The following is a 20,815-nucleotide window of genomic DNA, read 5'->3' on the forward strand; positions in this document are numbered from 1 at the left end:
CTACTTGCCGGCCGGCTTGTCGGGGTTGATCCTCGCGACGGTCGGGTTGGCCGGTGGGGGCGTGATCGTCTGCCGCGGCGGTTCGCCGTTGCCGTTCTTCCGCTTCACCGGGGCCCGCCCGCCGGGCCGCGCGGCTGCGGCGATCTCCGAGTCGGCCACCGTTGGTTTAGGCGGAGTCGGTGGAGCCGGTTGTGCCGGAACCGGCTTCGGCGCAGCTGTCGCCTGTTGCGTGGCCGGCGTCACACGGCCGGTCGCCTTGGCCTTCGGCGTCTCGGCCGGCCTCTCCACCGGAGCCGCCGGCAGCGCGGGCGTCTCCTTCCGCTCGAGGCGGTTGCGCCGCCCCTTCGCGAGCCCCACGGTCAGCGCCGAGCCGCCGAGGCCGGCCAGGACGGCATAGGGCGCGATCAGGTACGCCGACTCGATCGGCCCCATCGCCTCGGTCAACAGTGGAGCGAGCGTGAGGAACGAGAACGCCACCAGCAGCGGCCCGACCGCGCCGGAGATCGCCGAACCCAGCCCGAGATCGCCTTTCCACGCGGCGGGAACGGCTGCCACCAGGCCGATGCCGAACGCCGCGATCAGGGTCAGCAGCGCGCTCGGCCAGTAGATCCCGCCATACTGCACGGGGCTGACCGACTCGGCGAACTGCCAGCTGGTCAGGTAGGTGGCGAAGTCGCGCCCGGTGATCAGCTCGGCCACCACCCCGGCGATCGCCAGCGCCCACAGCCACAGCGCCGTCCCGATCAGGTTGGCCGCCACCGGGCCGGACGAGACCGCCCAGAACGCCACCATGAGCCCGGCGACCAGACCGGCTGTCGCGTAGCCCGCGGCCACCGCCTGCGGGGACATGGCGCCGGTGCGGACCGCGGCACGCGCCGGCAGTGCCACCAGGGCGACGATCACCAGCGCGCCCAGCGCAGCCGATGCCGCCAGCGCGAAGCGCCACAGTCCACGCCAGCGATCCGAGCGCTCGGCCCGCAGCCGCCCGGCGATCACCGCTCCGAGAACGGTCGCGCTCGCCGTGATCCAGGCGGCCCAGCCGAGGCTGCCCAGCCAGATGCTGTCCGCCTCGCTCGCTGTCACCGGCCAGGCGATCACACCCAGCCCGTAACCCAGACCCAGTTGTGCGGCCCCGGCGCCGGCCGCGATCCCGGCCGCCGTGGCGGCCTGTGTTGTCCAGCCCTTCTCGGCCATGCCGCGCACTGTACTGCTCCTCGCCGATGTCTGGGAAATGTGCTTTCCGCTGGTGGAAACCGGTCGGACCGAGCAAGATTCGGTACCTTGACGCTGCGATGAGCGCGGATGCACGGAGCGGAAGGGAGCTCGGCGATGTCCGACGAGCGCGATCCGGACCCGACGGCCGATCGTCCCGAGTCAGCCGATCGGGACGGTGAGGTGTGGACCGGTCGGGCCGGGGTCCGGCCGTACGGAGCGGTGCCGCGGGACCCCTACGACCAGGAGGGTGACTGGGCCGACCCGGCACAGACCGAGCCCTCCGGACGGTGGTGGACACCGATCGCCGTCGGCTCCATCTCGCTCGTCCTGCTCGCGCTGCTGGGATTCGGCATCGTGGTGATCATGCAGAGCGTCGGCGACGAGGCGGAGACACCCGATGTCACGCCGTCGGTCGCCCAACTGCCGGCCGGGACGGATGCGGGCGAGGCCACACCCACGGTGGCGTCCACGACGAGCGCCCCGCCGACGACCGATGCGGCCGATCAGGAGGTGAACGTGCCGGCGTTACGCGGCATGCCTCTTGCCGACGCGCAGGCGGCGCTGGAGCGTACCGGCCTGGGATGGCGGGTGCTCCGCCGCGAGAGTGATGCCGAACCGGACACGGTGATCGACTGTGATCCCGCGGAGGGTCAGCAGGTGCCGTCGGACACCCGCGTGACCCTGATCGTCGCGTCCGCGAGGGCGGGCACGCCGAACACATCGGCGCCCGTGAACACCACGCCCTCGAACGGCGCCGGCGATTAGCGGTTGGTGGTACGGATCGTCCGGCTGGGGAGGACCCCCGGACGAGTGGCCGGCTGACGGCCGTTGCGTGCCCGGGGATCGGGCGCCTTTCCGACCGGACGCAGCCCGTTTACCTGTACGAAGATGGAACGACGCTCGACCGCGTCACCGGCCGAGTTGAGCTCGTAGCCGTCCAGCCAGACCCAGCCCTCGTAGGTCGGCCAGTCGTGCACCCGGATGACCCGGAACAACATCGGTGATGCGAACTGGACGCTCGCTGCTCTCGTCACGTGGATGACATCACCGGACCGAGGTAGAACCACGTCATCTCCTGCCCTGAGACTCGTGTGGGATGTGGATGGTGACAAGTGCATCAGTTTGCCGCCTTGATGCACTTTTGCAAGCCTTCGATGGATTTGACCATCGAAGGAGATTGCGGAACGTCACTATCGCCGAACAGCCCCACCCGTGTCGGGGCGGAAGTCCACAACGGACTCCTATGGCTCGGCGCCCCGTGATGGACGTCGTATGGTGCCTTTTGTCGATTTTGACCTTGCCGCTCAAGAACGTTAAGTGACGCTGGCCATACGGAAAGATTGCACCACCAGTCCTGTCGATGCAAGTTGCATGTCACGCTTCCGTGATTCTCTGTGATCATCCACTGTGCTTGAACGATCATGAACGGGTCGGAAGACTGGGCGGGTGAATCGACGCCGCAGTCCCACCCTTCGTCGACGCCGCCTCGGTGTGGAACTGCGCAGACTCCGTGAGGCGGCCGGCGTGACCATCGACGTGGTGGCTGAACGGCTCGGCTGTTCGCCGTCCAAGATATCCCGCATCGAAACCGGACATACCAGTGCTACCACGGCTGACGTAAGTGACATGTTGGCTTTTTATGGTGTGAATCCGGACATAGCGGAGAGTCTAGTAGGAATTGCGCGAGACGCTCGCCAGAGAGGTTGGTGGCATCCCTATTCAACCGTCCTGAACAGCACTTATGTGGGCTTCGAGGCCGAAGCTAGATCAATTAGGACGTACGAGCAGCAGGTGATTCCCGGGCTATTGCAGACCGAGGAGTACGCACTCGCTCTCATTGGATCCGCCCGATGGGATGACACCGACCAGAGAATCGCGCAACGCGTCCGCGTCCGCATGCAACGCCAGTCGTTGTTGATTCAGGACGATCCAATCGACCTCTGGGTGGTGCTGGACGAGGCGGTGGTGAGTCGCCCGGTCGGCGGCGACGAGGTCATGCGCGAGCAGCTGCTGCATCTGCTCGAAGTGACCCGTCTCCCGAACGTGACTCTCCAGATCCTGCCGTTCGCTGTCGGCGCACACGCCGCGATGGACGGCGCGTTCGCGATCCTCGACTTCCCCTCGGACGGTGACCCCGACCTGGTGTTCGCGGAGAACGCGGCCGGTGGGCTCTTCCTGGAGAAGGACGACGAGCTCCGTACGTACCGGGAGGTGTTCGACACCATCCGGGCCGCCGCCCTCGATCCGGAGTCGTCCAGCAAGATGATCAAAGTGCTGGTAGAGGAGCCATTGTGGAAATCGAGGCGAAGGGCCTCCGAGTCGATGTGAACCGCGCTCGGTGGTTCAAGAGCACGCGAAGCGGCCCCAACTGCGACAACTGTGTCGAGGTCGCGTTCGTCGGGGAGGCGATCGCGGTGCGGGACTCGAAGAATCCGTCGGGACCCGCGCTGATCTTCACGACGGCCGAATGGGACGCGTTCGTGGGTGGTGCCAAGGACGGCGAGTTCGACCTCTGAGAACGTAGGCACGGCCGGCCCGGTCAGGGCCGGCCGTTGCTATTTGCCCGATTCGGCGTCGCTGTGTGCGACTCGCCTCGTTGAAAAGGCCGAGCGCGGACCGGACCGCGCTGTGGGCCGGGACACATCACCGGCTGGCTTCAGAGCTCTGTGAGCCAGCCCGAACGAGGCAAGGCAGACAGATGACGATTGGTTCCGACAACCTCAGCAATGGTTCGTCGACGGCACAGGACAGATTCAGCGGCGGGGTGAGCGCATACCGGCAGGGCCGGCGAGAGGCTCTCGGGTCCGACAGCGACGGCGACCTGGTGTCACGCACCGCCGCCGGGTTGCCGACCCGGTCGCCCGGGCGCAACCACGGCGGCATCGAGCCGTCCAGCGCGTTGGACCGGTCCGCACGACTCCCGTCCCTCGACCTTCAGGGCCTGAGCGACCCGGGCCTCTCAGCCGGCTGGGCCGACTCGTCGAGCCAGTCGATGGCCGATCACCCGCTGCTGCGCGGCCTCCTGCTGGAACTTCCGGCCCGTGGCACCCTGCCGCCCTCGGAGTGGCTGGACCGCTGGTTCGAGGCGGCACGCTCCATTCTGGAGCTCCTCTACGTTCAAGAGGCCAAGAAGCATTAGGTACGGCAGAGCCCGCTCCCCGCGGCCGGACGTCGTCTCGTGGCCGCCCCGCAAACCCGGTATGGCCCTCACCACTGTCTAGTCGCCTGTGAGACAGCGGTGAGAGCCATACCGGTTCGTATTGCGGAGTGAGGTCAGGGGGCGCCGACGGGGGTGCGATCGCGGTTGCGGGTCAGCGGCGCCAGCACCAGCGGGGCGAGGCGGCTGTGCCGCAGCGCAGCGCGGATGCCGATCACGGCCACCGCCAGCACGATCGCGATGGCCGCGATGCCGGCCGTCGCGGTGGCCTGCCCGCCCGGCAGTGCCACCAGGCCGGCCGCGATCGGTAGGCCGACCAGCGCGGCGAGACCGGTGATCTGCAGGGGCGCGGCCAGCAGCGGATGCGCGGCCGCAGCCCGCAGGGCCGGCGGCACCGGCGTGCGCGGCGCGGTGGAGAACGCCCCCGCGCCACGCCGGACCCAGCCGAGCCGCCGCACGGTGGCGGTCAGCACGAGCAGAGCCGGAACGGCCGGCAGCAGGGCGGCTGTCGGCGCCGCCGAGACACCCGGTACCAGGCCGGCGACCAGCGGCACCGCGGCGAACATCACAACGCCCGCGCCGACCAGCGCGGAGAGCAGCCCGGCGCGGCGCCGGAGATGGCGCGCGCTGCCGGCGGTGGGCATGCCGTCCGCCAGGAGCCCGGCGGCGAGCCAGACGGCGGCGAGGATGCCGATCAGGATGACGTCCACAGCGGTGTTCACATCGACAGCGTTCACCGTTCGTGAAGGTTGCGAAACCGGGATATGCCCGGACGTGGCACCCCTACGGGTTTCGCATCACGGCGCGTGCGTGCCCGATAGCTCAATGTGGATGACTTCACGGACTATGTAGACGAATGCGGTCACTCCGTGAGTGATCTGTGACACGCTGTCAGAAACAAGATCCAGGCCGTCAGACGGCGAACTCGAGCACCGGCACGGTCGCCGGGGCCGGTGGGGTCGCCTTCCACAGGCCGAGCTTCTGAGCGCCGAGCCGGCTCAGGTAGGCCGGGTTCAGCAGGATGTAACGCTTCCACAGCCGCTTCGGCTCCAGGCCGAGACGCCACAGCCACTCCAGCGCGTACTTCTGCATCCAGGCGGGCGGGTTCTTGAGGAGTCCCGCGTGATAGTCGAACGCCGCCCCGACAGCCAGCAGCGGCATGTCCAGCAGTGGCCGCATCGCGTAGGTGAAGACCTCCTGCCGCGGGCATCCCAGTCCGACCAGCACCACCCGGGCGCCGGACGCCTTGATCCGCTCAGCGATCGCCTCGGGCTCCCCCGGATGCGACTTGCGGAACTTGGAAGCCTCCACACCCGCGATCTTCAGAGCCGGGAACATGCCGAGCAGCGCCGGAACCAGCCGTTCGAGAGTCGGCTCGGTGGACCCGTAAAGGTAAACGGGCAGCCCCTCGGCGGCGGCCTGCTCGACCACCTTCAGAGTGAGGGTCGGCCCGTACACCCGATCGGTGAGCCCGGCCCCGTGCAGCAGGTTGAGCGCCCACCGAACCGGCTGGCCGTCCGGAGTGACGAGGTCGAACGAGTTCAGCCGGGCGTTGTGCGCAGGATCCTCGACCCCGGTCATCACCCCGTGCACGGCGAGCGCCGTGACCGCGAACGGCCGCTGCTCCCGGGCAGCCTCGATGATCCGAGCCGTAGCAGTCGCATAGTCAGTCGCATCCACAAGCACACCGAGAACGTTGCGCTTGTCCTGCCCGACACCAGCACCAGTCGCCGTCACGACCGCACTCCACCCTGAAGACCGAATAAAGCCGCGAGCATAACGCCCTACCTACCGTCACCCTAAAGACGACGAAGCCTCAGACCCAACCGGAAACAAGTAGCCGTACCCCCAAGGGGCCCATCCCGAAGGCCCCCGTGACCGCCCCACCCACCGTGCCCGGCAGCCCGCCGCGCCCACCGCCCGAACCGCGCCCACCGCCCGAACCGCGCCCACCGCCCGAACCGCGACCGGCTCACATGCCGCGCCCACCGCCCGACCCGTTTGAACCGTCACCGGCTCACATGCGACGCCACTGTTTGAACCGTCACCGGCTCACATGCCGCGCCACCGCTTGAACCGTCACCGACCCACCCGCAGCGCCACTGTTTGATCCGTCACCGGCTCACATGCCGCGCCACCGTTTTGAACCGTTACCGACCCACCCGCCGCGCCCACCGTGATGCGGGGTGCCCGGGGGCTCGGCCCCGGGGTAGAAAAGACGAGAGCGACCACAGGTCCGCGCTTTCCGCGGACAGGGGTCGCCCATTCGATCTCGTGGGGATGGGGGGAGTTGAACCCCCACGTCCTTTCGGACACACGGACCTGAACCGTGCGCGTCTGCCATTCCGCCACATCCCCATGTGACTTGCCTCCAAGATCATACATCTGATCTTTTCGGCTGAAGCCGGCCGGTCGGGCCTGCTTCTTGTTACTCGCTGCGACAGACTACGCTGTCGCACGTCACCTAGCGAGTTGATATCGCCCTGGCAACGGAGGAAACACTAGCACGGCGTTCCAGGGCGCCATACGAGGGTCAGAAGTGCCGGCTGCTCTTGGGCTACAGATGCGCAAGCGGTCGCCGGATACCATCATGTCCTCGGAACCCGAGGAGGAGCCGGTGAGCGTGCTGCAGCGCTTTGAGAAGCGATTGGAAGGCCTTGTCGAAGGGGCCTTCGCCAAGGTCTTCAAGGGTGTCGTGCACCCTGTGGAGATTCTGAATGCCATGCAGCGGGAGGCCGAGGCGCACAAGGCCATCCTGGCCGGTGGTCGCACTCTCGTGCCCAACCGCTATGTGATCGATCTGTCGCCCTATGACCACAGTCGGCTGGCGCCCTACGCCGCCGCTCTGGCGCAGGAGCTGGCGCAGTCCCAGGCCGAGTTCATCGGTGAGCAGGCCTGGACGGTGTATGGCGACGTGATCGTCGAGATCGAGCGGGGTGACGGTCTGGACACGGGCATGTTCCGTGTCACCGCGGAGGTGTATACGGGTGGTGAGGTCGCCCCCGTGCAGCAGCCCGCGTATGACGCCGGCCCGCAGTATTCGCCGTATGACCAGCAGGGTGGTGGCTACCAGCAGCATCACCACGGTGGTCCGCGCAGCGTGGGCCTGGTCTCCGGTGACGGGCGGACCTACCCGCTGCAGATGGGCTCCACGGTGATCGGCCGTGGCGACCAGGCAAACCTGCGTCTGCCCGACGTCGGCATCTCGCGCCGGCACGCCCGGCTGGATTACGACGGCAACCAGGTCGTGCTGACCGACCTGGGCTCGACGAACGGCACCATGGTCAACGGCCAGCGGGTGTCCGCCGTCGCGCTCAACCCGGGCGACATGATCCAGCTCGGCACGACGACACTCACCTTCCGAGTGGACGGCTAGCCACCTTGCCCGAATTCGTCCTCACCGTCGCCCGGTTCGGATTTCTCATCCTTCTGTGGATCTTCGTGTTCACGGTTGTCGGGGTGATCCGGCGGGATCTCTTCGCGGGCGGCCGGACCAAGAGCATCGTCGCCAGCCCTCGGGGGGTGGGTGGCGCGGTGCTGCCGGGCCGGCCGGCGAAGGTGAAACGCGGTAAGGCAGCGCGGCAACTGGTCGTGACTGCCGGCAACCTGGCCGGCACGAGGATCACTCTCGGTGAGGCTCCGATCACGATCGGGCGAGCCGAGGATTCGACGCTCGTCATCACCGATGACTTCGCGTCGGCTCGGCACGCCCGCCTGGTGCCTCGTGAGGGCCAGTGGTTCGTCGAGGACCTCGGCTCGACCAACGGCACGTACCTTGATCGCGGTAAGGTCTCCGGACCTACTCCAGTCCCCCTTGGCGTTCCGATCCGGATCGGGCGCACTTCCCTCGAGTTACGGCCATGACCCTGACCCTGCGCTATGCCGCTCAGAGCGACCGCGGTCTGATCCGAGACCTGAACCAGGACTCCGTCTACGCCGGGCCGCGACTTCTCGCTGTCGCGGACGGCATGGGCGGTATGGCCGCTGGTGACGTCGCGTCCAACATCGTCATCGCTGCGATGGCCCACCTCGACGACGACGTCCCCGGGGACGCCATGGTCGATGCCCTGCGGCATGCCGTGGGGACAGCCAATCAGCAGCTTCGGGACACCGTCGACGCCAACCCTCAGCTGGAGGGGATGGGGACCACTCTCACCGCGGTCCTCTTCTCCGGCAGCAAGTTCGGGATGGTGCACATCGGCGACTCCCGGGCCTACCTTCTGCGCAAGGGTGAGTTCGCGCAGATCACCAAGGACGACACGTACGTCCAGATGCTGGTCGACGAGGGCCGGGTCAGTCCGGAGGAGGCGAGCAGCCATCCACAGCGCTCGCTGCTCACCAGGGCGCTGGACGGCCGTGACATCGACCCCGAGTACTCGGTTCGCCAGGTGCTCAAGGGCGACCGCTACCTGATCTGCAGCGACGGGCTCTCCGGCGTGGTCAGCGGCGAGACCATCGGGCAGACCATGCGCGAGCTCGCCGACCCGAAGGCGTGCGCCGAGCGGCTGGTGCAGCTCGCGCTGCGCGGCGGCGGGCCGGACAACATCACGGTCATCATCGCCGACGCCACCGACGCCGACATCATGGAGCAGGCGCCGATCGTCGGTGGCGCCGCGTCACTCGACCGGGGCAACACCACGGTCGCGGACAGCTCCACCTCGGCGGCCCGCGCCGCCGCGCTGAAGCCTCCGCCGCGCCCGGCCCAGCCGGAGCCGGCGAACGGCTACGACCGTGACGCGGAGCCGACGGGGCATCCGGTGCGGACCGCCCTGATGCTCCTGGCGCTGCTCGCTGTGCTCGGTGGTGGCCTGTGGGTCGGCTGGCGATACACGCAGGATCAGTACTACGTCGGGGCCACCGAGCAGGGGCAGCTCGCCATCTTCCAGGGGGTGCCCGGCCAGATCGCCGGTCTGAGCCTGTCGACGGTGAGCGAGACCAGCAATGTTCGGCTGGACGACCTGACCACGGCCGCCCAGGAGCGGGTCGAGGAGGGCATCCACGCCAAGAACGAGGCGGCCGCCCGGACCACTCTGGCCGACCTGACCAGCGAGGACCCGTCCAACTCCAACCTGAAGCCGATCTGCACCGCCGCCGGCACGGCGCCCAACACGGCTGTCTCGCCGAGTGTGGCGCCCAAACCGAGCGGCTCCGCCTCCGCTCCGGCTGCTTCCGAAAGTGCTCCGCCGACGGTCGACCCGGTCGGGTGCCGGACCGTCGACTGAGCACGGCCTACAGTCTGGGGAAGATTCTTGACCGCGTCCGCCGTACCGGCTCCACCGCCCGCTTCCACGGGCGAGATGTCGCGTATCCGGGGATTGAAGACACGCCGCAACGCCGAACTCGGTCTGCTGGTGTTCGCCATGCTGCTCGTCGCCGCGTTCGGGGCGACGGTGGAGGCCAACCAGTTCGACGAGATCCGGCCGAACTTCTGGGTGCCGGCCGGCCTGATCGGCATCCTGTTCTTCGGCCTGCACATGGTGGTGCGGTTCACCGCGCCGTTCGCCGACCCGGTGCTGCTTCCGTCGGTGGCACTGATCAACGGCATCGGCGTGGCGTTCCTGCGCCGCCTCGATCTTGAGAATGCGATCGCCAACAAGCTGGCCATCCCGGGATTCTTCGCCGAGACCAGTGGCCGCCAGTTGGCCTGGACGCTGCTGTCGCTGATCCTGGCGGCGGTGCTGCTCCTGCTGCTGCGCGACCACCGGGTGGTGTCCCGGTACGCGTACACCCTGGGTCTTGTCGGCATCGTGCTGATGATGATCCCGGCGGTCCTGCCCGCCAGCATCTCCGAGGTGAACGGCGCGAAGCTGTGGATCCGCATCGGTTCGGTCTCGATCCAGCCGGGTGAGTTCGCCAAGCTGGCACTGGTGTCGTTCTTCGCCTACTACCTGGTTCGCAAGCGTGAGGTTCTGTCGCTGGCCAGCCACCGGGTTCTCGGCATCGACTTCCCGCGTGGCCGCGACCTCGGCCCGGTTCTGACGGTGTGGCTGTTCAGCCTCCTGGTGTTGGTCTTCGAGAAGGACCTCGGCACCGCACTGCTCTACTTCGGCCTCTTCGTCGTCACGCTCTACGTCGCGACCGAGCGCTCCAGCTGGCTGATCATCGGCCTGATCCTGTTCTTCGGCGGCGTTTACGTCGCCTATCTGCTCGGCGACGTGGTGGGCGGTCCGTTCGCGAACTTCTACGACCGGGCCGAGATCTGGCTCGACCCGTTCTCCCAGCAGAACTACGAGCGGGAGAGCGGGAACAGCTACCAGCTGGTCCAGGGCCTGCTGGGCCTGGGCACCGGCGGCCTGTTCGGCACCGGGCCGGGAGCCGGCTCGCCGTTCAAGGTGCCCGAGGTCCGCACCGACTTCATCTTCGCCGGCCTCGGTGAGGAGATCGGCCTGTTCGGCCTGGCCGCCCTGCTGATCATCTACCTGTTGATCGTGGAGCGCGGCCTGCACGCGGCACTGGCGGTGCGTGACTCGTTCGGCAAGCTCGTCGCCGGCGGTCTCGCCTTCACTCTCGGCCTCCAGGTCTTCGTGATCCTCGGCGGCATCACCGGCCTGATCCCGCTGACCGGCCAGACCACCCCGTTCCTCTCCGCGGGTGGCTCCTCGCTGATGGCGAACTGGTTGCTGATCGCCATGCTGCTACGGATCTCCGACGCGGCACGCCGACCGGCGAACACACCGGCGGAACGAGCCAACGGACCGAAGAAGGCCCCCACCCAGCTGCACGGCGCCATGACGGAGGTGATCAAGCCGTGAACGCCCCTCTCCGACGTGCCGGTGTCGTCATCCTCGTCCTGTTCGCGCTGATCTTCGGCAAGCTGAACTGGGTTCAGGCGTACAAGGCCGACGAGTACCGCAACGACGCCCGCAACAAGCGAGTCCAGATCGCCGAGTACGAACGGCCCCGCGGCGTGATCCAGGCGGCCGGTGGCGAGACCCTGGCCCAGAGCACCGAGACCGACGGTGAGCTCAAGTACCAGCGGGTCTACCCGAAGAAGGAGATCTACGCGCCGGTGCTCGGCTACAAGCCGGTCAACTTGGGCGCGGTCGGTGTCGAGAAGTTCGAGAACGACATCCTCTCCGGCTCCAGCGACAAGCTCTTCGCCGACCGGCTCAGCGACATGTTCACCGGTGACAACACCGGTGGCGGCAACATCGTGCTGTCGCTGATCCCGCGTGCGCAGGAGGTCGCCTGGAAGCAGATGACCGAGAACCAGCGTGGCGTGACCAAGGGCGCGGCGGTCGCGATCGACCCGAACACGGGTGCGATCCAGGCGATGGTCTCGATGCCGAGCTACAACCCGAACCCGTTGTCCAGCCACGACGACAAGGTGGCCGCGGAGGCGTATCGGAAGCTCAACGCCGACAAGGACGAGCCGCTCCTGAACCGGGCGGTCGCGAACACCCTGCCACCCGGTTCGGTCTTCAAGGTCCTCATCTCGGCGGCCGCCCTGGAGAACGGATACAACCTCGGGACCGAGATCCCGGCGGGCAGTGTCTACCAGGAGGGCGGCGCCACGATCCGCAACTCCGAGGACGAGGTCTGCCCCGGCAGTCAGATCACTCTCAAGGACGCGCTGACCACGAGCTGTAACACCGGCTACTCGAAGCTCGGCGTGAAGCTCGGCCGGGATGTGGTAATCGACACAGCCAAGAAGTGGGGCTTCGAGGACGACACCCTTCACGTGGGTGACCTCGAAGCGGCCGACAAGGGCCTGCCGGTGGCGGCCAGTCGGCTCGGCGCGATCGCCAATGAGGACGGCACCGTCGACAAGTCCGCGCTCGCCCAGTCGTCGCTCGGTCAGCGCGACGTCCGGATGACCCCGATGCAGGGTGCGCTGATGGCCGCCACGGTGGCCAACGAGGGCACGCAGATGCGGCCCTACCTGGTGCAACAGCAGCTGGACTCGGACCGGCGGACGATCTACACCGCCGACCCGAAGCCGCTTCGGCAGCCCACCAGCGCGGGTGTCGCCGAGGGCCTCAAAGAGATGATGGTCAGCGTCGTCGAGAACGGCACCGGCAAGAACGCCAGGATCAGTGGCTTCACCGTCGGCGGCAAGACCGGTACCGCGCAGAACGCCGAAGGCGCGGACCCGCACGGGTGGTTCATCGGCTTCGCGTACGACGAGGACGGCAAGGCGGTGTCCGCGGTGTGCGTCATGCTGGAGAACGTGCCCGGCGGCCATGCCAGCGCCGAGGCAGCCCGGATCGCCGGGCTCATCATGAAGGCCGCCGCGGGCCGGGGAGGGGACTGACATGATCCGGCCTGGGGTCATGCTCGGTGGGCGATACCGCTTGGAGGAGCGGATCGCCGGCGGCGGCATGGGTGATGTCTGGCGCGGCATCGACGACGTGCTGGGCCGGACCGTAGCGGTCAAGATCCTTCTGCCCGCGCTGCTCGACGAGCCGGGCTTCGCCGAGCGGTTCCGTGGCGAGGCGCGGACCATGGCCACCATCAACCATCCCGGCGTCGTGGACGTCTACGACTACGGCAGTGACCAGCAGATCGCCTTCCTGGTCATGGAGTATGTCGAGGGTGACGCCCTCTCCCGGACGCTGAGCCGGGTCGGCCGCCTGACGCCGGCGCGGACCATGGCGCTTGTCGCGCAGGCAGCCGACGCGTTGCAGGCCGCGCACGGCAACGGCATCGTTCATCGAGACGTCAAGCCCGGCAATCTTCTGGTACGGCCGAACGGCACCCTGGTCCTCACGGACTTCGGTATCGCCCGTTCCGCCCTGGTCGGGCAGCTGACGGTGGCCGGCGCTGTGCTCGGCACGGCGTCCTACATCTCCCCGGAGCAGGCCGCCGGCGACGTCGCGACGGCTGCGTCCGATGTGTATGCGCTCGGCGTCGTCGCGTACCAATGCCTCTCCGGTCATCGCCCGTTCGACGGGGCCACCCCGATCGAGATCGCGATGAAGCACGTGCGGGAGACCCCGCGCCCGCTTCCCGCCGACATCCCGCCCGCGGTCCGCGCCATCGTGGAACGTGCCATGGCCAAGGACCCGGGCGCCCGCTGGCCGAGCGCCTCGGCGATGGCCGCGGTGGCCCGGCAGGCGGCGTCGTCCCTGACGACCGCGCAGCAGCCGGTCGCCCCGCAGTCTGCTCCGCCGGTGCACAACTCGCGGCCGACGAGCGCGCCGCCGAACCGTCCCCAGTCGGGTGGGCCCACTTCGGGCGCCGCGCGTGCGGCGGTGCCACGGCCGGTCTCCGGTGCTCGGGGTGCGGCGTCGGTGCCGTCCGCTCCGCCGGTCGCTCAGCCGATGTCGCCGGCGCCTCCGCCGTACCGCCCGCAGTCGGGGCCGCCGGCGAACGCCTACCACCCGCAGCCGCCGGCCGCCAAGCCGGAAAGCTCCTTCGGACGTCAGGTGCTGGTGGTCCTCGCCGTGGTGCTGGCTCTGCTGGTGTTGCTCTGCGCCGGGGTCATCTCTTTCCTGTTACGACATGGCAACAGCAACGCCGCCCCAAGCAGCACGCTGGGTCATCACAGCAGCTCTGGGGCTATCCTCCGCTCGGACGTGGTCGTCGACCCTGTGTCGGTGGCGTCGTACCGTCTAACAAAGGCCGATGCCCAGCTCGGCTGGATCCGACCGAACGAAGGACGACAGACGCTATGACGGCTCAGGCCCGCCTGCTCGGTGGCAGGTATCAGGTCGGCGAGCTGCTCGGCTACGGCGGCATGGCTGAAGTGCACAAGGGTCGCGATCTGCGCCTCGGCCGTGACGTCGCGATCAAGATGCTGCGCACTGATCTTGCCCGTGATGCCACGTTCCAGGAACGGTTCCGTCGCGAAGCACAGAACTCGGCCGCACTGAACCACCCAGCGATCGTCGCCGTCTACGACACCGGCGAGGAGATCTCGTCCACCGGCGAGAAGCTTCCGTTCATCGTGATGGAGTTCGTCAACGGACGGACCCTCAAGGAGGTCCTCGCCCAGGAGCAGCGGCTGCAGCCACGCCGCGCCCTCGAGATCATCGCCGACATCTGCGCCGCCCTGGAGTTCAGCCACCGGCACGGGATCATCCACCGGGACATCAAGCCCGGCAACGTGATGATCACGCAGAACGGCCAGGTCAAGGTGATGGACTTCGGTATCGCCCGGGCCCTGGCCAGCGGCGCCACCACCATGACACAGACCAGCGCGGTCATCGGCACCGCTCAGTATCTCTCACCCGAGCAGGCGCGTGGCGAGTCCGTCGACGCCCGGTCGGATGTGTACGCGGCGGGCTGTGTCCTCTTCGAACTCGTCATCGGGCACCCGCCGTTCGTCGGCGACAGCCCGGTCAGCGTCGCCTACCAGCACGTCCGTGAGGAGCCGCGCGTTCCGAGCTCGGTCAACCGCGAGGTCCCGGCGGACATCGACGCGATCGTGCTGAAGGCCCTCGCCAAGAACCCGCTGAACCGTTACCAGAGCTCCCAGGAGATGCGCGCCGACGCGCTGCGTGCCGTCTCCGGCCGCCCGGTGATGGCGACCCCGGTGATGAACCAGGCCGAGACCGTGGCGATGCAGGGCGGCCCCCGCCAGTGGCAGCCGCAGGCCGCCACCACCATGCAGCGGCCGATCCCGGCGTCGATGGGCGCCCCACAGAAGCCGGAGAGCCGGTCGTCGTGGGTGATGGCCGTGGTCGCCGGTCTGGCCGTCTTGGTCGTGGTCGTCCTCGGCGTCGCCCTGGCGATGTCCAAATCCGGCAACAACGACAACAAGACCAACACGCCCGACGTCGTCGCCATGCCGAACCTCGACGGCATGAAACCGGCGGAAGCCGAGGCCGAGCTCACCCGGTTGGGTCTGACCAACTTCACCGCACAGACCCCGGATACGAAGAACGACTGCGATGGCACCGTCGTCGACCAGGACCCGGAGAAGGGCGCGACGGTCGAGAAGACCGCGAAGGTCAGCTACAAGGTCTGCAACGCGCCGGACCCTGTGGAGGTTCCGGGAGACCTGGTCGGTGGGCCCGCCAGCACCGCCGAGTCGCGTCTGACCAGTCTCGGTCTGAAGGCCGACATCCAGCCGGTGAACAGTTCTGCCGAGAAAGACCGGGTGCTCAGCGTCGAGAAGGCCGGCTCCCAGGTCGACCCGGGCACCACGATCACCGTGAAAGTCTCCAACAACGCGCTGGTCAAGGTGCCGGACGTCGAGAACAAGCCGTTCGACGGCGCGCAGGCTCTCCTGGAGGCCCAGGACCTGATCGCCGAGCCGAGCTTCGTGCAGGCCGATGGCGTGCCCGGCACTGTGATCAGCCAGGACGTCAAAGCCGGCAAAGAGGTCAAGCGGAACACGAAGGTCAAGCTGACCGTGATCGGCGAGCCGGACCCGAACCCGAGCACCTCGACCTCCACCGGTACAGGTGAGGGCGGCGGCGAGGAAGAGCCCTGATCGACTGATACGACGAAGGCCGGTGACCCGCGAGGGGCACCGGCCTTTCTCGTACGGTCGGGGCGTTACGCCGTGGCGAAAGCGGCCCGGCGGCGGCTCTCCACCTCGGCGGCCAGCGGCGGCGCCTTCTCCAGAGCCGACGGCAGACCGCAGGACGCCAGCCAGTTCGCCAGCATGGTGTGACCGCCTTCGGTCAGTACCGACTCGGGGTGGAACTGGACGCCCTCGATCGGCAACTCGCGGTGCCGCATCGCCATGACGACACCCGAGTCGGTCGTCCCGGTCACCTCGATCTCGGCCGGCAGCGTCTCCGGCAGCACGGCCAGCGAGTGGTAGCGGGTCGCCGTGAACGGATCCGGCAGCCCGGCCAGCACACCGGTGCCCTTGTGGTGCACCTCGGACGTCTTTCCGTGCAGCAGTTCGGGGGCACGGGCCACGGTCGCGCCGAACGCCGCCCCGATCGCCTGGTGGCCGAGGCAGACGCCGAACATCGGGATCCTCCCGGCATACTCCTTGATCACGTCCATCATGATCCCGGCGCGGGTGGGCTCGCCCGGCCCCGGCGAGAGCAGGATGCCGGCCGCACCGAACCCGGCCACGTCGGCGACCGAGATCTCGTCGTTGCGCCGCACCTCGCACTCGGCACCGAGTTGACCGAGGTACTGCACGAGGTTGAAGACGAACGAGTCGTAGTTGTCGATCACGAGAATGCGCACGTCGTCACCTGCTGGGGCTCGGATGGGGCTGGTTGGTGGTGGTGTCGTAGGGCACCTCGTCGGGCCCCTCGTCACCCGGGACGGTGGAGCCGGCGTCCTCCCCGGTGCCGGCCTCGACCTGGACGTCGTCGAACGGCAGCAGCGGGGTCGCCCACGGGAAGACCTGATACCAGAGCAGGGCGCCGGTCGCGGTGATCAGCACGAGCGAGATGGCCAGCTTGCTCCAGACGCCGCCCGGCAGCTTGCGCCAGATCCACGCGTACATCGTCGTCAGGACGCTTTCATCTCGGCCGGCATGCCGGCGTCGGGCAGGGTCTGGTCGCGAGGGACCGTCTTGACCAGCTCGGCGTGGATGATCAGGCGCTCGTAGTTGTTGAACTTCGGGTTGCACGTGGTGAGGGTGAGCAGCGCCTGGGTCGGCTTGGCCTTCGGCTTGCCCGGGACCGGGGCGACCACCTCGACCTGGTTCGGCTTCACCACTTCCTGCTTGTAGACGTGGTAGATGTACCAACTCTCCCGGGTCTCGACACCGATGACGTCGCCGTCCTTCAGCTCGTCGAGCCGCCAGAAGATCTTGCGGACCCGGTGGCCGGCCACCGAGAAGTTGCCGACCTGGCCGGGCTTCGCGGTGTCCGGGTAGTGGCCCGGCGCGTACCGGATGTCGTCGGGCTGGACGCCGTCGACGACCACCCACTTCTTGTCCAGCTTCGGGATGTAGAGGCGGCCCACCAGGTCGGCGCCGGGAGCCTTCGGGCCCTTCACCGAGCCCGCGGTCGGTGCCACCGTCGGATCGGCCCACGCCTGGTCCAGCTCCGAGCCGAGAGTGTCCTGCTCGGCGTCGACCGCGGCCGAGTTGCCGAAGACCTGGTAACCGGCGAACAGCAACACCACGAGACCGAAAGTGATCATCAGTTCGCCTGAGGTGCGGATGCCGGTGCGGATCCGGGAGCCGATGGTCGGCCGGGTCAGTTCGGAGTAGACGCTCTTGTAACCCTCGTCGGTCTGCTCCGGGCGCAGCTTGACCACGCGCTCCCCGCGCTTCGCCGACGTGTCCTCGGCCGAGTCGTCCTCGCTCTCCGCCGGCACGCCGCCGGAGCGAGCCGCGGCCGGCGACACCGACGCGGCACCCAGCACGACATCCGGTCCGGCCGCCTCACGCGCGGCCTGCGCCGCGGCGCCCGGCGGGGGAGGTGCGGGCGAGGCCGGACGGGCGGGGGTCACCGCGGGCAACAAACCGGTCGGAGCATCGATGGTACGGATGACAGCGGTCACGCTCGGATCCCGCGTGGGCCCGGCCGTCCATGCCGGAGCCGACTCGACGTGCCTGTCACCGGCCTGCCTGTCACCGGCCAGCCAATCGGCCGGAGCGGCTGGATTGCCGGAGTGCTCCGGGGGTGGCCAGGCCGTTCCGGTCCCGTGGTCGGCGCGCGACCAGCCCTCCTGGGTGCGGGCCTGATGGTCGGTGGTGGGCGCCCACGCGGTCGTCGCGCCGTCATAGGAGCCGGACAACGCCCCGGCCGCCTGATGCTGAGCGATCTCGGGCGCTGCCAGAGAGTCCGGCGCCGAGGACGGCGCCGACGCGACCTGGCTCCGCGACGGAGCGGGAACCGGCATGCTCAGCGCGCCATGAGCCGCCGACGCCCCCGAATGTCCGTTGGCGGCGACCAGCCCCGGATGACCGTTGGCAGCGGCAGAGGTCGAGAAACCTACCGGCCCGCCCGAAACCGGGGGCCCGTAAGCGATCGAAGCCGGGGACCCGTGAGCGATCGAAGCCTGCGCCCCGTGAGCGGCGATCGAAGCCGGGGACCCGTGAGCGATCGAAGCCGGGGACCCGTGAGCGGTGGCCGAAGCCTGCGACCCGTGAGAGATCGAAGCCGGGGACCCGTGAGCGGCGATCGAAGCCGGGGATCCGTGAGCGGTGGCCGAAGCCAGTGGGCCTGGCGCCGAGGATGAGAGCGGAAGCGCCTGCGTGGCGGCCGAGACAGCGGAACCGTGAGCACCGCCGGATGCCGGGGGCCCGGACGCCGCGGAGGCGGCCGCGAATCCGTGAGCGCCGGCGGAGGCCGACGGTCCGGCCGTCGCAGACGTGGCTGGGAATCCATGAGCGCCGCCGGTAGCCGGGAGACCGGCCGCGGCAGTCGGGGCAGGGAAGCCGGGAGCAGCGGCAGCCGGGGCCGCGAATCCGTGCGTGGCGGCCGGAGCGGAAGACCCGGCCGCGGCGGTTGGACCCGAAAAGCCGTTGGCTGCCGACCCCGAGGTGACCTGCTGGTCAGGGGCGCTGGACCGGAGTGACGCGGCGGCGACCGAGGTGTCGATCCGCGCCGTCGGGGTCGCGTTCCATGAGGGCTGCGGAGTGGACGGCGACACCGGCTCGGAGTGCGGCGCGGCTCGACGTGGCGTGTACCGACCCGCCTGCGCCCCGCTCAGCGGCTCGCTGACCGGCGCGGACGGCCGAGGTGGGGTAGCTGGAGGGCCGGCGACCACAGGGCCGCTCAGATCGTCTCTGGGGGCCGTCGAGCCGACGGCCTCCTCGGCCGCCCGCCGCCGGGCCGCAGCTGCCGCAGCGCTGATCTCATTCCCGCCGGACGACGGGGTCGGGGAGGGACGCGTGGCCGGCCCCAGAGCGGGGGGCGGCGCTGGACGCGAGACCCTGCCGGGTGAAGGAGACGGCGCGGCAGGCCCGAAGGGCGGAGACGGCGCGGACGGCGCGGCAGGCCCGAAGGACAGAGGTGGCGCGGACGGCGTGGCGGGCCCGAAGGATGGTGACGGCGCGGAGAACTGATCCGGTGCGGTCAAAGGTGACGGTGACGGTGACGGCGATGGCGTGGACGACGGCGATGGCGCGGACGAGGTCGCCGAATGGGGATCGACGTTGCCGCCGGGCCCGACCGGCGACGCGAGCGGCCCACCGGGGACACCGTCGGGTGCGGCGTCGGTGATCCGCGGGATGTACGCGGTCTGGGCGTCGCCGTCGGGCGCGCGGTGCCGGCCCGAGCCGGACGGGTTCGCGGGGTACTCCGGAGGAACCATCACCGGGCAGCCTGCGCCGATCGGAGGTCGGTCGATCCGTCGTACGCCTGCACTGTCACGTTCTTCTCCACCTTTTCCGTGTAACCGAGCCCGAAGTCGGCGACGGCCTCCCGGAACTGCCTGACTCCCTCTGACGAGTCCAACGCGCGATCAAGCGCTGTGGGTTCGCCGATCGCGGTGATCTTGAAAGGCGGTGAGAAGACCTGGCCGTGAAGGAGCAGCGTGTTGCCGACACAGCGTACCGCGCTCGTGGAGATCACACGGAGATCCATGATCGTCATGGCTTCGGCCCCGCCGGCCCACAACGCGTTCACCACGGCCTGGACATCGCCCTGGTGAACGACCAGATCGTCGTTGTCCGGGGCGTTGTCGCCGAAGTCCGTGCCGCGGCGGGGCGAATCGTTGAGCGTCACTGTCATGCCGGGTCCCTGCAGCTCCGAGAATCCGGCCGTCTGGCGTAACGCGTTCGCCTGGTCGAGGGCCGGCGGATCGAGCGCGGCGAGACGGCTGGTCCGCTCGTCGACCTCGGTGAGCAGGCGGGCGGCCTTCTTCTCGTTGGTGGCCAGCCGGTCCCGTTTCTCGGCGATCAGTTGAGTCAGTTGCGGGCGGCGGTCGTCGCGCAGTGCCGTACCGTCCGCGGTGGTCGCCGACGTCGTGAACAGCAGACCCGCCGCCAGCGCGATCAGTGGCACCCCCGCGGACCAGATCGATCTGCGGCGGTCACGCCGTGGCCGGAGGCCGCGTGCGACGCGCCGGAGCACCAGTCGCCAGGAGGCCCCACCGGCGTCGTTCTGAACGCCGCCAACCCCTCGAAAAGCCACCCAGCCCCCTCAAGAACAGACGCTCGGGGTATTTTCTCGCCCCGGCGGGTGCCTGTCTGCGTACCGCCTTGACTACGCTAGCGGTCGAACAGTATTCGCCACGGGCAGCATTCGGGAGTTCCGGAGCCGCTCAGCGGTGGGTTGTTCACCACTTGTTGCCCTCAGGAGAGCACCGTGCCCAAGTCAGTGGTTCGCAAGAAGAAGGTCTACACCCCGCCGTCGGACATCAACCCGGCGGTGAAGGGTGCGTCCAACAAGCCGAGTCCGTTGTGGGTGCCCGTCAGCGCGGTGGCCCTGATCGTCGTCGGCATCGCCTGGCTCGTCGTCTACTACCTGTCATCACAGCAGTGGCCGGTCGCGAGCTGGGAGTACTGGAATCTAGCGGTCGGCTTCGGCTGCATGGTGGCGTCGCTGGGCCTGCTCTCTCGCTGGCGTTGAAACGCTGTTCCATTCTTACCGCGGATACATGAAAATCTCCGAAAGTTAGCGCACCCCC

The 20,815-nt window shown here is 68.7% G+C and carries 20 protein-coding genes and 1 tRNA gene; 12 read left to right on the top strand and 9 right to left on the bottom strand.

Annotation, left to right across the window (positions count from 1 at the left end):
* A complete protein-coding gene (locus ACQPZW_RS00200; RefSeq protein WP_433792847.1) occupies positions 1-1,194 on the bottom strand; it encodes a Hansenula MRAKII killer toxin-resistant protein 1 in 1,194 nt (397 codons plus the stop codon).
* A gap of 135 nt (positions 1,195-1,329) precedes the next feature.
* On the opposite strand from ACQPZW_RS00200, the gene ACQPZW_RS00205 reads away from it, so the two are divergent.
* Positions 1,330-1,980 (top strand): PASTA domain-containing protein, encoded by a 651-nt coding sequence (locus ACQPZW_RS00205; protein WP_433792848.1) that lies wholly within the window; start codon positions 1,330-1,332, stop codon positions 1,978-1,980.
* Here the strand turns inward: ACQPZW_RS00205 and ACQPZW_RS00210 are convergent.
* Positions 1,977-2,282: a hypothetical protein gene (locus tag ACQPZW_RS00210; protein ID WP_433792849.1), complete on the bottom strand. Its 306-nt coding sequence runs from the start codon at positions 2,280-2,282 to the stop codon at positions 1,977-1,979. The two genes, ACQPZW_RS00205 and ACQPZW_RS00210, sit on opposite strands and share 4 nt — an antisense overlap.
* Positions 2,283-2,661: 379 nt before the next feature.
* On the opposite strand from ACQPZW_RS00210, the gene ACQPZW_RS00215 reads away from it, so the two are divergent.
* From ACQPZW_RS00215 to ACQPZW_RS00225, 3 genes are all read left to right on the top strand, one after another.
* A complete protein-coding gene (locus ACQPZW_RS00215) occupies positions 2,662-3,543 on the top strand; it encodes a helix-turn-helix domain-containing protein (RefSeq protein WP_433792850.1) in 882 nt (293 codons plus the stop codon).
* A complete protein-coding gene (locus ACQPZW_RS00220) occupies positions 3,513-3,731 on the top strand; it encodes a DUF397 domain-containing protein (RefSeq protein WP_433797879.1) in 219 nt (72 codons plus the stop codon). Before ACQPZW_RS00215 ends, ACQPZW_RS00220 begins: the two co-directional genes overlap by 31 nt.
* Positions 3,732-3,913: 182 nt before the next feature.
* Positions 3,914-4,354: a hypothetical protein gene (locus ACQPZW_RS00225; RefSeq protein ID WP_433792851.1), complete on the top strand. Its 441-nt coding sequence runs from the start codon at positions 3,914-3,916 to the stop codon at positions 4,352-4,354.
* 134 nt (positions 4,355-4,488) lie between these two features.
* On the opposite strand, the gene ACQPZW_RS00230 is transcribed toward ACQPZW_RS00225, so the two are convergent.
* The 3 genes from ACQPZW_RS00230 to ACQPZW_RS00240 form a co-directional block, all read right to left on the bottom strand.
* Positions 4,489-5,109 (bottom strand): hypothetical protein, encoded by a 621-nt coding sequence (locus ACQPZW_RS00230; protein WP_433792852.1) that lies wholly within the window; start codon positions 5,107-5,109, stop codon positions 4,489-4,491.
* Between the two features lie 175 nt (positions 5,110-5,284).
* The gene (locus ACQPZW_RS00235) at positions 5,285-6,109 is read right to left on the bottom strand and encodes a WecB/TagA/CpsF family glycosyltransferase (protein ID WP_433792853.1); all 825 of its coding nucleotides are present in this window, start codon (positions 6,107-6,109) and stop codon (positions 5,285-5,287) included.
* Positions 6,110-6,647: 538 nt separating this feature from the next.
* Positions 6,648-6,730: transfer RNA gene (locus tag ACQPZW_RS00240), tRNA-Leu, on the bottom strand.
* 232 nt (positions 6,731-6,962) lie between these two features.
* Here ACQPZW_RS00240 and ACQPZW_RS00245 point away from each other — a divergent pair.
* From ACQPZW_RS00245 to pknB, 7 genes are all read left to right on the top strand, one after another.
* A complete protein-coding gene (locus ACQPZW_RS00245; protein WP_093620829.1) occupies positions 6,963-7,748 on the top strand; it encodes an FhaA domain-containing protein in 786 nt (261 codons plus the stop codon).
* Between the two features lie 5 nt (positions 7,749-7,753).
* Positions 7,754-8,236, top strand: a complete 483-nt coding sequence (locus tag ACQPZW_RS00250) for an FHA domain-containing protein FhaB/FipA (RefSeq protein ID WP_433792854.1) — start codon at positions 7,754-7,756, stop codon at positions 8,234-8,236.
* A complete protein-coding gene (locus ACQPZW_RS00255; RefSeq protein ID WP_433792855.1) occupies positions 8,233-9,594 on the top strand; it encodes a PP2C family protein-serine/threonine phosphatase in 1,362 nt (453 codons plus the stop codon). The genes ACQPZW_RS00250 and ACQPZW_RS00255 overlap by 4 nt, the downstream gene beginning before the upstream one ends.
* Positions 9,595-9,669: 75 nt before the next feature.
* The gene (locus tag ACQPZW_RS00260) at positions 9,670-11,124 is read left to right on the top strand and encodes an FtsW/RodA/SpoVE family cell cycle protein (protein ID WP_433792856.1); all 1,455 of its coding nucleotides are present in this window, start codon (positions 9,670-9,672) and stop codon (positions 11,122-11,124) included.
* Positions 11,121-12,626: a peptidoglycan D,D-transpeptidase FtsI family protein gene (locus ACQPZW_RS00265; protein WP_433792857.1), complete on the top strand. Its 1,506-nt coding sequence runs from the start codon at positions 11,121-11,123 to the stop codon at positions 12,624-12,626. Before ACQPZW_RS00260 ends, ACQPZW_RS00265 begins: the two co-directional genes overlap by 4 nt.
* A gap of 1 nt (position 12,627) precedes the next feature.
* Positions 12,628-13,989 (top strand): protein kinase domain-containing protein, encoded by a 1,362-nt coding sequence (locus ACQPZW_RS00270; RefSeq protein ID WP_433792858.1) that lies wholly within the window; start codon positions 12,628-12,630, stop codon positions 13,987-13,989.
* On the top strand, positions 13,986-15,752 hold the full coding sequence (pknB, locus tag ACQPZW_RS00275) for a Stk1 family PASTA domain-containing Ser/Thr kinase (RefSeq protein WP_433792859.1): 1,767 nt from the start codon (positions 13,986-13,988) through the stop codon (positions 15,750-15,752). The genes ACQPZW_RS00270 and pknB overlap by 4 nt, the downstream gene beginning before the upstream one ends.
* Positions 15,753-15,817: 65 nt before the next feature.
* Here the strand turns inward: pknB and ACQPZW_RS00280 are convergent, their stop codons facing one another.
* The 4 genes from ACQPZW_RS00280 to ACQPZW_RS00295 all read right to left on the bottom strand — a co-directional run bounded on the left by ACQPZW_RS00280 (position 15,818) and on the right by ACQPZW_RS00295 (position 20,319).
* Positions 15,818-16,468, bottom strand: coding sequence for an aminodeoxychorismate/anthranilate synthase component II (locus tag ACQPZW_RS00280; protein WP_433792860.1), 651 nt, complete (start codon positions 16,466-16,468; stop codon positions 15,818-15,820).
* 4 nt (positions 16,469-16,472) lie between these two features.
* Entirely contained in the window at positions 16,473-16,733 is a 261-nt protein-coding gene (locus ACQPZW_RS00285; protein ID WP_433792861.1) for a hypothetical protein, read from the bottom strand.
* 5 nt (positions 16,734-16,738) lie between these two features.
* The gene (locus ACQPZW_RS00290) at positions 16,739-18,082 is read right to left on the bottom strand and encodes a class E sortase (RefSeq protein ID WP_433792862.1); all 1,344 of its coding nucleotides are present in this window, start codon (positions 18,080-18,082) and stop codon (positions 16,739-16,741) included.
* A gap of 1,415 nt (positions 18,083-19,497) precedes the next feature.
* Positions 19,498-20,319, bottom strand: coding sequence for a DUF881 domain-containing protein (locus ACQPZW_RS00295; RefSeq protein WP_433792863.1), 822 nt, complete (start codon positions 20,317-20,319; stop codon positions 19,498-19,500).
* Between the two features lie 174 nt (positions 20,320-20,493).
* Here ACQPZW_RS00295 and ACQPZW_RS00300 point away from each other — a divergent pair, with 174 nt between their 5' ends.
* On the top strand, positions 20,494-20,757 hold the full coding sequence (locus ACQPZW_RS00300) for a cell division protein CrgA (protein ID WP_433792864.1): 264 nt from the start codon (positions 20,494-20,496) through the stop codon (positions 20,755-20,757).
* Positions 20,758-20,815 lie beyond the last annotated feature (58 nt).

The sequence above is a fragment of the Actinoplanes sp. CA-252034 genome, from assembly GCF_050956125.1.
GTDB lineage: Bacteria > Actinomycetota > Actinomycetes > Mycobacteriales > Micromonosporaceae > Actinoplanes.